We start from the raw sequence: 12894 nt of genomic DNA on the forward strand, positions 1-12894 counted from the left end.
GAAGACTGTTATGCAGTCGAATTTTGGCTGCTACCCATCAGTTGAATACTGAATTCATTGAGAGACTTCTTAAAACCACAGTACCTTTTTAAGGGTTGTCAGTACAAACACTGATTGATTGCCACACATGAGGTTGGATTCACAAAACAATTTTCTATCTTATATTTGAACTAGAAAAAGCATCAATCCCAAATGGGGGTTATTCTGTTTCTTTATCGAGCTGCATACCTCTTATTTCGAATCTAGCTCCACCCTTGCTTCCCTCAGTGACTTTGATATCCCAACCATGGGCCTCCACGATTTGCTGTGCAATGGAGAGGCCGAGACCGGTTCCGTTTTCCATCGTGTACCCACTTTCGAACACGGAGTCATAGTGTTCTGGCGAAATCCCTGGGCCATCGTCTTCGACGTAAACCCCATCTGAGAGGCGTCCGACCCTGACGGACACATCTTCACCTACGTGGTCCACAGCATTTCGAAATAGGTTGTCGAATACCTGACTCAATCGGTCCACGTCTGCTGAAATTTCGACATCGACATTCTCTAACATCAGGGTCGCCTTGGGTGGAGCAATACGCGACCATGCGCTTTCGATGATATCGTAGAACTCTGTTCGCTCTGTATCATTAATTGCCTCCGGTCTTCTTGCAAGATCGAGCATCTCGTTTATCATCTGTTCCATACGCTCGAGTGCCTCGTGGACTTCTTCGAAGGCGTCTTCTGACCCCTCCGACTCTGCAACCCGAAGGTATCCCTGTGCTATTCCTAGTGGATTCCGAAGCTCGTGTGCGAGCATACTAGCAAATTCGTCTAACCGTTCGTTCTGATGCTGGAGTTCTTGCTTTCTGTGTTTGTGCTCGGTTACGTCGCGGAAAATTCCGATAATCTCTGGACGTTCAGTGTCAAACTGCATTCTGGCGGTATTGATTTCTGCATATCGCGTCTCACCATCCGGCGCTGTATATGTTATAGAGTAAGGCGGGAGTTTGTCGTCTTCGTGTTGATAAATGTCTTCAGTGAGCTGCTCCAGCGACTCGTTCGGGAACGCAGGAATGCTCTCAATTGGCTCCCCCAAAATACTTGCTCGATCGAGTCCAGATACTTCACAAAATGCGCTATTCACTGATTGGATTTGCCCGTCTATATCGAGAACGAACACAGGATCAGGCGCTGTTTGAAAGAGAGTTTTGAATCGCTTTTCACTTTGTTTTTTATCTTGCTCAATTTCAACAGAGAGCCTTCGGCGTTCCAGTAATCCATTTATACGTGCTTGCAATACTGCTTTCTCAATCGGGGTTGTGATAACTTCATCAACCTCTTCCCACATCTCCGGCGTTTGTGCAGGCGAGGTCGTTGAAGTAATGAATAAATATGGTAGAAAACTTGGTGACGTAGTTTCTTTTTGTGTTATTAAATCGTCACGATATTGAGAAAATGATGATTCATCCACAATACAGAGATCGAACGAACTTTCGATACTGGATTCTGGTGTGATAACATCATATTCTGGCTTGAGCCAATCAGCGAGTAGCCGACGATTTTTGCGGTGGTTAATGAGCAATAGGATTCTTCCTTTTGAAACAGGCGATTGCTTATGTTTTGGATTATATTTGCTCATTTTCTCACCTCATCGCTTTATGTGGATTAGCAATTGCATGCCCGGATTTTCAAAGTGCCGTTACCACTTCTGGAAATTCACAGAACAGTGCAAGTTTCATACAAACTGAAATACTATTTTTCGCTATGCAACGAAAGATCAATTTCACACATGGTATCTAGCTTGGATATATTCGATATACGGGCTCGTTCCATGGTTGGTATTACTCATACAAATGTCAACAAATTATTATTCACGACGGTAGGGAAATCATTTTACTCTGAGCTATCGAACTGCCCCGATGACTGCCTTAATTTTGAACTAGAGGTATTCTGATCGTGAAACTCTGCACGGAGGTCGTTATCATCTAAATTAGCTACTGTGCTGGATAGATCACCTTGGAGCGATTCTAATTCAGACGTAAGGTTGGAATATTCTTCATTTTCTGAAAGCTCTCCTGAACCTTTCCGTCCTTCCAGGGCCGCCTTTTTTGATGCTAAGGCTAACATTTCTTGTAATTGCGAATCATATGTGGACCGCGTTTCGAGCGATGAAACAACCTCACGAAGCTGCTCTGGATCTGAAACTGGTTTGCAAATATAGGCATCAAAACCAAGCTCAAGAATATCGAAATCGGGTTCGATCGCTGTTACCATCGCCACACGGCAGTCAAACTCTTTGCTACGTATTTCATCAAGTACCTCTTGACCAGAACAATCAGGCATGCGTCGGTCGAGAAGGACTACGTCTACGGAGTCATCAATCTGGTCTAGCGCCTCTGTTCCATTATACGCTTTCTTGATATCGTAGGATTCCTCAAGCCATCGGGCATGTAGATCTGTAATCGCACGCTCATCGTCAACAATGAGGACCGAAGTATTGCTAGACATCTGCTATGGGTGCATTGATCGTTTTTATCTTCTTATGTGTGCCAAACTTATCTAAATCCAAATGAATTTTGCGAATGTCCGTCATTGCCAAAGTGACCTCGATTTCAACTAATCTAAGCGTCGTTTGGCTCTTTATATAGGCCTTTTGGTACTCTACCACCAATATTAGTGGGCGCAACCAAGCCAAGTCATAACAAGTCACAACAAATATAACATGTGTATTGACCAAAAAGACCATGAATAATTACTACAAACGATCTTGGTGACAAAAGCTCCCTTGCATTTGCAAGGGAATGGTTTTTTATATGTGAGTGATTAGTGGGGATTGACAAAGGTTGGACATTGCGTGCATGAGCATTAGTAGATGTACACGTATGCGTAAGTTCCTAACCACACTTGGGGTAGACATGAATAATCAAAACGGAACAGACATCAGGATTAGAGATTTGAGTCTGAACTTCATGGATTTTAAAGGAGCCTTAAACATGGCTTATCTCCAATGTTGAATAAACAACAATACATTAATGCAATGATTTCTGGTCATAAAATGACAAAATATAAATGTATATAAGACCTGAAGTGGGAAAACAACAGATTAATGTTCAGTGACACCTCACAGAAAACAATCGCATGTCCAGGAATACAGCCATATTGTGACAAACATAATATATGAATATTCGAAACTTAATAAATGACTTCCAGGGTGTGTCCAGCATTCTTGTACTCGCTCCTTTGACGCCAAAGGGGAATCAAGATCACATCGAACTGGTAGCTTCTGCGTTACCAGAAATTGAGAACCTTGCGGCAGTCACGTATACTCAACCACCAGAACAATGGTTTGCAGATTGGAAACAAACTGTCGGACCCATACCTCCAAAATCTAGATTTATTCATGCAAGTGGCATGGCTCAGTCTCAATCTTTCGGTGAACACACGCCGGCAAATGTAGATACAACAGTTGTCGATCCAGCAGATCCAATGGAGATTATCGTACCTCTAAGCAACCATTTAAAGGACCGGACTGAATCTAAGAGTAGAGCTGTTATATCGATACAAACACTTACAGTTCTGCTTGAATATGTTGATTTTGATACTGCATTTCGGTATCTACACATACTCACACATCGAATACAAGCCGCAGGGGCAGTCGGCTTTTTCCAAATGGACCCCGATATCCATGACCCTGAAACGATAAATACACTAAAAACACTATTTGATGTTGTTATTGAGGTTACGGAAGAGGGAGCTGAGTCAAGGTCGTCAGAAGCGTATACATCCACCAATCAGGTAGCCGAAGATAATCAATCAGTTGAAACAGATTCCGAAAAACAGCCTGAAAAGACTAACCCATTTTTGGGATTATGGAAATCACTTTCGAAGCTTTTCACTTGGAACAATAACGATGATGTAGTAGTTCATCAAGAAATTGATTCGGAAGTAGATGCCTCGGATGACCCGGTAGAAAACACGCCACAATCGACAGTTGATAATCTTGTGGACGAAGACATGCTCACTGACGAAGAACGAATACGTTCTTTACTTATTCATTATGGTGGGAGAATGAAACAAGCAGATATTACTGCAGAAACTTCGTGGTCAAAGTCAACAGTAAGTCGAAAGCTCTCAAAAATGGAAGAGAATGAGGAAATAACACGAGTTCAAATGGGTCGTGGTAATCTTGTCTTCCTCAATGGGTCTGAGCCGGAAGCATCTAAATCACCCTTTGAGGCATGATCTACATTTGTTTTCTTACTCAAAACGCGAGGGAAGTCAGTGTCATGAGCGCTAGTTACCCTCGCGGCCGGATATTTGGAACGCCTCCGCACTAGGCAACAGTCTATAGTTGGTTGTACGTAATAAGTATAGGGCTGTTAAACCTCTAATAGGACGAAAGACATAATTACTGAATTCGTTAATGAATATACAATCTTTCTTAGATTCTGTTGTAGAACGTTTAATGTTTAGTTCAAGTGGTGAACAACCGGGACCTGACTCAAACCATTACTGATTAGTTGGATATTGTACTATTTGGGGGAGACACCAAGCAAATAACGACATTGTACATTGCTTACGCATGGTGTTCTATTCAATGAACTTTATTTTTACGAAATCTGCCATCTGTGCCCTTAATAGTCTATTAAGAAACTCAAAAGCATATCAAAAACAGTCTGCAACAGAATGGGAAAGATTTATTGGTTTATTATTCATTGTATCACTAATTAAAACGTCATGAGTGCAGCAGAAGCCCAAATTGATACCAGTGAAAGCCACGATGCTGATGGAAAGAAAGCTAATCCTGAGCTCTCAAAGGATAAAATATTCCATCTCCTTCAAACACCACGACGACGGTATGTTCTTCGCTATCTTCAAGAGTATGATGGAACTGTTCAAATGCGGGATATCGCAGAGCAAGTAGCAGCGTGGGAAAATAATACGACGCTGCAGGAGCTAACCTCTGACCAACGGCAAAGAGTGTATATCCCATTGTATCAATCGCACTTACCGAAATTGGATGAAGAGGGGATTATTCAATATGACCAGAGCCGTGGCACAGTGAAGCGGACTGAGGTGGCAGATCAATTTGACCAATTCTTGCTCATCGATGAATCGGCCAAAATAGAAACACAAGTAGAAAATCAAATTCGGTGGGAGACATACTATCTTGGTGTGTCAGTAGTTAGTACCATTCTTCTCGTTGCCTCAGCCTTTGGCCCATCTATTGTTGAAACCATACCTTCTGGAATCGTTGGGGGAATCATTGTTGCCATGTTTGCGATTATAACGCTTGCGCAATTTGTCACTGAATATGATGAAAATTGAATTTTCAATTACTGCATCGTTCACCCGATAGCCTAATTTTAGCGTCTATTTGTCAGTGAACCTGTGGTATCTGTTCCGTTTCTTGTGCAGTCATTTCTCTGGTTAGGCCATTAGCGAGTTTGAATACTGCCTTTTTGTGATCCGATTTTGAGTGATGGATTGACGTTGGGTGTACACCAGCTGAATCATAATCTTGAAAATCCAATGTTTCTTCGTTTCGCACTTTGTAGTTATTCCGAATTTCAACGAGCAGCCCGTGAAGGTGGATTAGTTCTTGCTTCTTCATATCAACGGTAGGTTTATGGTTCGAACCTAATATCCTCTTGGGCCGCTAGCCGTAGTTGGTTGGGAAAATCCTGCTAATGGGCCGACCATATGATGTCATAATTTAGTATTTATCATAGGATGGCTATAGTTCAAATCCGTTTATGATCTAATTAGTGGGACTTATTATGCTCTTAACTAATACCTTGTAGTCATTATGTAGAAAATGGATATGTACGATCTGACCGGCTTCCAAAGGGATCTGTTGTACGTAATTAACGGTCTGGACGAGCCACATGGTCTTGCAATTAAAGAGGAATTGGAAGATTATTATGAAAAAGATATTCACCACGGTCGACTCTATCCAAACCTAGATACTCTTGTCGATAAAGGACTAGTCGAAAAGGGTCAAGTTGATCGTCGCACGAACTACTACACTCTAACCCGTCGTGGACAGCGTGAAATTGATGCGCGTAGCGAATGGGAAGCACAGTATATTGATGAGAAAGAATCGATAGAAGCAGCTAATTAATTAAAAAGCACCGCTTAAGGTGCATTTTCCTAATTAAACTCCGTAGTTAAAAATCCAACTTTATCTATTATTGTGGTTGATGCCATGAAGTGATTGAAGTGCAAAGCAGTCACGCAAGCTCATCTACAGCTTGATATTTTTCCGAGGTTTGAAATTGTCTCTTCATTATTACTCCCTATACCATGTTGGAATTTTCAGTCTAGTATGGTATTGGACCGCAAGATCTAATCCGGGGGTTTAAATGTTTGCTGTGAGTATAGAACAATGATGAAACGGTCCACTCGCCAACGGGAGCGCCGCGCGGAGCAAACCGAAACCGAGGAGGAGGGAGTCAAGGGCTGTCCTGAGTGCGGGTCGAAGGAGCTCGTCAACAGCGCTGACCAGTCCGAGATTGTTTGTGACGACTGTGGATTGGTTGTTGAAGAAGATCACGTCGACCGTGGGCCGGAGTGGCGCGCGTTTAATCACAGCGAGCGACAAAGCAAGTCTCGCGTAGGCGCGCCAACCACACAAACGATGCACGATAAGGGGTTGACCACTACCATTGACTGGAAAAACCAAGATGCGTATGGTCGGTCACTTTCATCAGAAAAACGGAGTCAAATGCATCGTTTGAGGAAATGGCAAGAACGTATCCGGACTAAAGACGCTGGCGAGCGCAACCTTCAATTCGCACTTTCTGAAATTGACCGTATGGCGTCTGCACTAGGCGTCCCACGATCGGTACGTGAAGTCGCCTCCGTCATTTATCGTCGAGCACTCGCAGAAGACTTGATACGAGGACGTTCGATTGAAGGCGTTGCAACGAGCACTCTATATGCAGCTTGCCGACAAGAGGGGATTCCACGGAGCCTTGAGGAAGTTGCAGAAGTATCTCGCGTTGATCAAAAGGAAATTGGTCGGACATATCGCTACATTTCGCAAGAGCTCGGATTGGAAATGAAGCCAGTGGATCCTAAGCAATACGTACCACGATTTTGCTCGGATCTTGGTGTTAGTGAAGAAGTGCAGTCGAAGGCGAATGAAATCATCGATACAACTGCAGAACAAGGCCTACTTTCAGGAAAATCTCCCACAGGTTATGCAGCTGCTGCGATTTACGCTGCTTCGCTTCTATGTAACGAAAAGAAAACTCAGCGTGAAGTGGCAGATGTTGCTCAAGTGACTGAGGTTACTATTCGCAACCGATATCAAGAGCAAATCGAAGCACTCGGAATTCACTAACTTTCTCTACTTCAACGCGGTTTGAAAATAACCAACATGTCTCACCTCTTCTAGATAATTCTTTTGCAATTGTATTTGGCCAGTAGTTAAATAGAATACCGATAATGATATGGATAGATTCAAGCTACGAAACTGTGACTATCTCAAGTAGATGGTGCTATTGTAGTATTTTTTGCGAGCAGGTATTATGTGTTAGATAATTTTTGTAACCTCGGTCATAAATATTGCTCAGAGCAGTAAGGTTTATATCCTTTGTCAATCAAGACAACACCATCGGACCATGTCAGAGGCAAAAACTATTACCGATCCGAAGACCACCGCGCGTGATCTTACTGCATTCCAACAGAACGTCCTCATAGTCCTTTCTGAGGAGTCTCGATACGGTCTCGCTATCAAGCGAGAACTGGAAAGCTTCTACGACGAGGAGGTAAACCATGGCCGCTTGTACCCCAATCTGGATACCCTCATCGAGCGTGGATTGGTCGAAAAAAGTGAACTCGACAAGCGGACGAATGAGTACGGCATCACCGAGGATGGTATAGCTGTACTGCTTGACTCGTTTGAATGGCGGTTCGGCAAGTTCATCACGGACAATGATCGTGCAGAACAGCTCCGTGACTTAATCGAAGCAGATCAACAGTAATTCTTTAGCGCATCTTGAGCGCTATTTATTGATAATGCTTTCCTACTAGGCAATGCCATTGTGAGATTAAGTTCACGTTGTTATACCGATCTGTGCTGAAAGTCATCTTTCTCGGCAGGAATACAACGCAAGGATCAATCTTTCCTTGCACATTAAAATTGATATGATAAATTTAATTGAATAGAGTGGTGTATTTCATATTCTATCTATATTTGATTCTTATTTCTCGTTTCATAAAAACATTAAAATAGATAAATGGTCAATATACTAAATATATAGTCGAACGACATTAGTTGCTATAATAATTATTATTGGTGTTCATAAAATCATATCTCATTTTCTTTTCTATGATATAGCTTTCTTTGGAAAGCCAGTACCTGTGTTAATACTACTCAAGGAAGTACTATACGGCTACAGTCGTTAGTTGACTTCGCGATGAAAAAACAAGAGCTCATTCACCTGCATGGCCTTCTTTCAGAAGTACGAACTCGATTTGAAACAAAGACTGATTCCGAATCCGATTTTTCAAGCTATGACGAACAAAAAACACGACCAACTTCTATTCACCACTCGAAAAACGATCACCGAAATGCAGTGCTTACAATAGCTGATGATCTCACAGCTAATATGATGAAGACGGAGTCAAAGACTGTCGCGCCTCACGCTGATTGAATTCCAGACCAAGCATAGTCTCTAATTCAAATGATAGTACATAGTATTGGATGAGACCAATCTTTATTCATAGTCTCAATTAATTTCTCCAGCTTTAAATTCACCACAAAATTTCGTATAAACAGGTGTAATATTTTATTCTTATAGGGTAAAAATGTTATTGATGCTACGATTTAGAAAAATAAAGCGATCCACCAGTTGTGATTCCAATCACGCCAATCCACATTAGGCCAAGTGCCACTCCTACTCTTGACTGAGTAACAATCCCACTTTGATTGACGAGTGATGAACTCAGTACCCCCACCATCACACCAAATAAAACTACACTGAAAAGCGAACCACTGACAAGGAACATTGAAAAAGAGAAACTAGAGGTTCTTTGAAACGAACTTGACCGGTTCATTACTAATTACTTTTCCACCGCTCATTATGTGCGTTACTATTCCTTTGTCTTGGTGGTACAGTTCCATTTCACTTGTCCGGCCAAGATTAGGTGGATAACGACCTCAACAAATTTAGATGGGCGGCGTCAAAACTGCTGAACGTCGGCTACTGAAGGTAAAGATCGTTGGGATATGACTGGCGAGGTATCCGATTACAGAGAGCTCACATTCGATCACGATAGCTATGAGCGCTATACGGACCTTCATTTTCAACCCAGTCAATACTCCCAAAGAGATCGCTGTAGCGTTTACCGGCGAATCAGTAAGCGTTGGAACAACAACGGTTGCAGATCGCCCGGATTCCGTAAACAGAGTGTTTTACGGCTATATTCTACGTTGTGTTCTTATTGGCTGGCTTCAAGCTCGATAACCAATAATAGCCGTTCGGTTCTCAAGGGTTCGTAACAGCAAGGAACATTAATATGGATTTATCCTGGATGAGTATTCTTGTTCTCCAAAATAGGTTATTAACCACAAACTGTGGTATTACAATTTACGGAATTCGGTTGATTTAGCGTGAGAAGATTATCAACGGAGTACTATCCGACAATAATCTCCAATAGAGATAGATTGGAAACCTGTACTATCTGTGTCTGATTCAGACTCATCCCCTGACTGTTTGTCGTCTTCTTTATCTTCCTTACTGGATGAAGTGGTACTGTCAGACGTTGTCTCCTTCGATGGAGAGATATTTTCTGATTGATCCTCGTTACTCTTTTGACTGCCACTCACACTAGTGGATTCGCTTGTATCGCTGCTAGACGAATCATTATCAGTGGTGTTGGATTCGTCAGAGGTTGAACGATCTGGTGATTCTGATGGTTTGTTCTCTTCGTTGCTAGAGCTATCCGTTGAGGTACTTTCGTTTGTGCCTTGCTCACTAGATGGTTCTGAATCATCACCACTTGTACTCTCAGTGTCTGTTGGTTCAGATGCACTCGAGATTCGTTTCCCAATCCAGCTTAGCAGATCGTCGGTATCATGATGAGGTGCGTAAGTTTCGCCATTGAGAACCATTGTTGGCGTGAAACTCACATCATAATCACCAGCCGAATAGCGGCTTTGCTCAACACTTTCGGTGTAATTGTCTGACGAAGCGCGATCTACAATCTCATTTCGGTCCGACACATCTGCAGATTGCATCCGATTTTCCATTTCACTGAATGACACATTCCCTGAGATAAGATCTGAGAACATGAAATCGAAGAAATTCCAATAATCATCAGGTGAAACGTCCCAAACACCCATAGCAGCTTCCGAAATAAGTGGATCACTGTCGGAGATATAGTAGGTCGAACTCCCATGAGAGGTGGTACCTGGCGGCTGATACGCAAGCGCCCGAAATTGTACGTTTAGGTCACCAGTGGTCACATATTCGTTTATTACTGCTTCGAGGTTGCCATCTTGAACAAATTTTTGTGTGTATGGACATTTGAAGTTCCCATAAACGACAGCGGTTGGGTTGTCTTTGGCTGTTCCCATTGTCGCATACGTTAGGTCATCAGTTGTATCTGGAATAGGAGCATCAGTAACATTTGCTGCACTAGCTGGGATTGTACTGCTTAGACCTGCTGCCGTTACGATACCCACTGTTTTCAAAAACTCTCTCCGCGACGAATTTCGCTCTGACATCTCTTTTATCCTAATCTCGTACTGTTATAGAACCAATCAATCGTTTGGAGGATTTCGCGAAATTGAACCTTTGCACAACAGTTCTGGACTCTTTCAACTAAATAGAAAGAAGATTGTTATGGATCTAGTGGAATAGATACTAGAGAACTTCTTGGAATATATTGTTTAATATACTTTGACAAGTGTACGTGGAGTTTGATAATATTGTTTTACTCAACAACTTTGTTAACGACATTTTGTATCTACTCTTGATCCATACTCTGGAAAAACGCCAGAATAGGTCTAAGCAATAGTTCTAAGTAGCAGGGGTATAATTCTAAAAAAGTTACGCATAATGAACCGACGATCTTTCCTCACAAAAACCGTTCCCGTCGGGCTATTGCTCGCTGGCTGTACATCAAATGAATCAAACAATAACCCAACGACATCACCTACTTCAGTATCGAGAACCGTAACAAAAACCAGCAGTACCACTGTGGGTAAGACACAATATTCGAATGCGCCAACTACACACTCTCAGACTACATCTCCCCAAGCGACAACCTCTACCAGTGAGAAAACAAGCGAGTCAGAAACCCAGAAACCTACAAAAGAATCTACGACGTCTAATTCTAACCCTAATCATTCATCTGCAAGGGGTGTTTTTGATGAGCCAACACGTGGTCCTGTCCCATTTAGCAACAAAGGAACTTTGATTGTATTCGAGGACCCATCTTGTCCAAATTGCTTGCATTTTGAAAAAGAAACATACCCCAAATTAAAGCGCAATTATATTGATAAAGGGGATTTGTCATTGGTTTATAGATCGTTTCCAGTAGTGGAAAAATGGGGCGTAGATGCGACTCATGCTCTTGAGGCTGTATATCTCAAAAATGAACAGTCATTTTGGAATCTTAAAAAATATTACTTTGATAACCAAGATCAGTTCGACACTGATAATATATTTGATAAAACGAAACGATATTTGGAGAAAAACACTAGTTTGAATGGTGAAGAGATTATTCGGAATGCAGAATCTAAGGCAGTAAAGGCAAATATTAATGAAGATTTAACTGTGGGAAAGCGGGCGGGTATTCGTGGTACGCCAACATTCTTTGCTTTCCGTTCGGAACGGTATATTACCGAAATTATTGGGAGGCAGAGCTATAGTATATTTAAGAATGTACTTGGTTTATAACCTTACTGACCATCCTTTGTATATTCTAAATTAAACGTAGGCTATTTCACCGACTTACTTTCATCCCATTTTGCTCAAGCAGGTTTGCTACGATTGCTGTTTCCCATTCAACCCGCGTCTCTAATTTTGTTCTATATCGAGTGGCTTCAACCAAAAAGCCAGGAATCTCGAGATCTGCACCAACTTTATGAGTTAACAGAGGACGAGTTCCGTACAGCGTGTTTCCAACTTTGAAATCATATATTGACCGGAATGATTCTAGTTGTTGGTTCATATATTCCACGGTACGTGACGCATTTGATCGTGCACTGTCAATATATGTTGGATAGATAGCTTGTCCAACTCCTGATGGGCCTTCAAATTCATGGAGAATCCCTCGTGATGTATGAAGGCTGAAAAACACATCCGGGTTAGCTTGTTCGATAACTTCCCATAGTACCTGTGCAAGCTCTGTCGTGGGTTCTTGTCCAGGGGGGAATTGGTCGTTTAAATCTCCATTGTCGTTAATATATGTGCCTCGTTCGATAGCAACCGGATTTATCTCTGGGAGCACAACTAATTTCCCAGAATTGATCGACCAGTCTTTTACTTGGTGGGCCGCATTCCAGGTTGCTGGTTCATTACCCTGAACACCACCAACAACGACTGCAGTTGGCCCTGGAATACGTGATTCTGTGGTATATATTTTGACCTCTTCTTCGGTCCCTTCTAATAAAGTGTCTTCCGAGTGTGATTGCCTAATTGGGCAAAATTCGTCATCTTCTCCAACAACAGACCCTGCTTGATTGATCCCAAATGTTGAGGCAGCAATCACTCCTGCAGACTTAGTTATGAATGACCGACGCGATTGATTCGATACTTCACTTTTTTTATCATCATTTCTCGAACAATTCTTCTCTTCCAACTTTGTATTGTTAGATTCCATGTATTAATTCTTAATACGAATATTTCTACTTCGTATCACTTTGTCCAATATCGACCGTATTAATTAACTTTTCGT

12 protein-coding genes are annotated in these 12894 nt (G+C 42.0%); 7 read left to right on the forward strand and 5 right to left on the reverse strand.

Going from position 1 to position 12894, the window contains the following annotated elements; genetic code table 11:
- Positions 1–199 precede the first annotated feature (199 nt).
- Positions 200–1618, reverse strand: coding sequence for a sensor histidine kinase (locus tag OOF89_RS18530; protein ID WP_266081762.1), 1419 nt, complete (start codon positions 1616–1618; stop codon positions 200–202).
- A gap of 254 nt (positions 1619–1872) precedes the next feature.
- Positions 1873–2487, reverse strand: a complete 615-nt coding sequence (locus tag OOF89_RS18535) for a HalX domain-containing protein (RefSeq protein WP_266081765.1) — start codon at positions 2485–2487, stop codon at positions 1873–1875.
- 669 nt (positions 2488–3156) lie between these two features.
- Here OOF89_RS18535 and OOF89_RS18540 point away from each other — a divergent pair.
- Positions 3157–4221, forward strand: a complete 1065-nt coding sequence (locus OOF89_RS18540; RefSeq protein WP_266081767.1) for a DUF7504 family protein — start codon at positions 3157–3159, stop codon at positions 4219–4221.
- 495 nt (positions 4222–4716) lie between these two features.
- Positions 4717–5307 carry a DUF7344 domain-containing protein gene (locus OOF89_RS18545; RefSeq protein ID WP_266081769.1) on the forward strand — a complete coding sequence of 197 codons (591 nt, stop codon included), beginning with the start codon at positions 4717–4719 and terminating at the stop codon, positions 5305–5307.
- A 52-nt stretch (positions 5308–5359) separates the two neighbouring features.
- On the opposite strand, the gene OOF89_RS18550 is transcribed toward OOF89_RS18545, so the two are convergent.
- A complete protein-coding gene (locus OOF89_RS18550) occupies positions 5360–5593 on the reverse strand; it encodes a UPF0058 family protein (protein WP_266081771.1) in 234 nt (77 codons plus the stop codon).
- Between the two features lie 210 nt (positions 5594–5803).
- Here OOF89_RS18550 and OOF89_RS18555 point away from each other — a divergent pair, with 210 nt between their 5' ends.
- From OOF89_RS18555 to OOF89_RS18570, 4 genes are all read left to right on the forward strand, one after another.
- The gene (locus OOF89_RS18555; protein WP_266081815.1) at positions 5804–6103 is read left to right on the forward strand and encodes a PadR family transcriptional regulator; all 300 of its coding nucleotides are present in this window, start codon (positions 5804–5806) and stop codon (positions 6101–6103) included.
- Positions 6104–6370: 267 nt separating this feature from the next.
- The gene (locus tag OOF89_RS18560; protein WP_266081773.1) at positions 6371–7327 is read left to right on the forward strand and encodes a transcription initiation factor IIB; all 957 of its coding nucleotides are present in this window, start codon (positions 6371–6373) and stop codon (positions 7325–7327) included.
- A 280-nt stretch (positions 7328–7607) separates the two neighbouring features.
- Positions 7608–7970, forward strand: a complete 363-nt coding sequence (locus OOF89_RS18565) for a PadR family transcriptional regulator (RefSeq protein WP_266081775.1) — start codon at positions 7608–7610, stop codon at positions 7968–7970.
- A gap of 435 nt (positions 7971–8405) precedes the next feature.
- Positions 8406–8642: a UPF0058 family protein gene (locus OOF89_RS18570; protein WP_266081777.1), complete on the forward strand. Its 237-nt coding sequence runs from the start codon at positions 8406–8408 to the stop codon at positions 8640–8642.
- A 971-nt stretch (positions 8643–9613) separates the two neighbouring features.
- On the opposite strand, the gene OOF89_RS18575 is transcribed toward OOF89_RS18570, so the two are convergent.
- Positions 9614–10717 carry a DsbA family protein gene (locus OOF89_RS18575; protein WP_266081779.1) on the reverse strand — a complete coding sequence of 368 codons (1104 nt, stop codon included), beginning with the start codon at positions 10715–10717 and terminating at the stop codon, positions 9614–9616.
- A gap of 475 nt (positions 10718–11192) precedes the next feature.
- Here OOF89_RS18575 and OOF89_RS18580 point away from each other — a divergent pair, with 475 nt between their 5' ends.
- Complete coding sequence (locus OOF89_RS18580; protein WP_266081780.1) at positions 11193–11894, forward strand: DsbA family protein; 702 nt, start codon at positions 11193–11195, stop codon at positions 11892–11894.
- 46 nt (positions 11895–11940) lie between these two features.
- Here the strand turns inward: OOF89_RS18580 and OOF89_RS18585 are convergent, their stop codons facing one another.
- Positions 11941–12819, reverse strand: coding sequence for a M14 family metallopeptidase (locus OOF89_RS18585; protein ID WP_266081782.1), 879 nt, complete (start codon positions 12817–12819; stop codon positions 11941–11943).
- Between the last annotated feature and the right edge of the window lie 75 nt (positions 12820–12894).

The sequence above is a fragment of the Haladaptatus caseinilyticus genome (genome assembly GCF_026248685.1).
GTDB classification, from domain to species: domain Archaea; phylum Halobacteriota; class Halobacteria; order Halobacteriales; family Haladaptataceae; genus Haladaptatus; species Haladaptatus caseinilyticus.

Excerpts from the sequence above, each read along its gene's own strand:
- OOF89_RS18530 (WP_266081762.1), bottom strand. The coding sequence starts at position 1,618 with ATGAGCAAATATAATCCAAAACATAAGCAATCGCCTGTTTCAAAAGGA.
- OOF89_RS18535 (WP_266081765.1), bottom strand. The coding sequence starts at position 2,487 with ATGTCTAGCAATACTTCGGTCCTCATTGTTGACGATGAGCGTGCGATT.
- OOF89_RS18540 (WP_266081767.1), top strand. The coding sequence starts at position 3,157 with ATGAATATTCGAAACTTAATAAATGACTTCCAGGGTGTGTCCAGCATT.
- OOF89_RS18545 (WP_266081769.1), top strand. The coding sequence starts at position 4,717 with ATGAGTGCAGCAGAAGCCCAAATTGATACCAGTGAAAGCCACGATGCT.
- OOF89_RS18550 (WP_266081771.1), bottom strand. The coding sequence starts at position 5,593 with ATGAAGAAGCAAGAACTAATCCACCTTCACGGGCTGCTCGTTGAAATT.
- OOF89_RS18555 (WP_266081815.1), top strand. The coding sequence starts at position 5,804 with ATGTACGATCTGACCGGCTTCCAAAGGGATCTGTTGTACGTAATTAAC.
- OOF89_RS18560 (WP_266081773.1), top strand. The coding sequence starts at position 6,371 with ATGAAACGGTCCACTCGCCAACGGGAGCGCCGCGCGGAGCAAACCGAA.
- OOF89_RS18565 (WP_266081775.1), top strand. The coding sequence starts at position 7,608 with ATGTCAGAGGCAAAAACTATTACCGATCCGAAGACCACCGCGCGTGAT.
- OOF89_RS18570 (WP_266081777.1), top strand. The coding sequence starts at position 8,406 with ATGAAAAAACAAGAGCTCATTCACCTGCATGGCCTTCTTTCAGAAGTA.
- OOF89_RS18575 (WP_266081779.1), bottom strand. The coding sequence starts at position 10,717 with ATGTCAGAGCGAAATTCGTCGCGGAGAGAGTTTTTGAAAACAGTGGGT.
- OOF89_RS18585 (WP_266081782.1), bottom strand. The coding sequence starts at position 12,819 with ATGGAATCTAACAATACAAAGTTGGAAGAGAAGAATTGTTCGAGAAAT.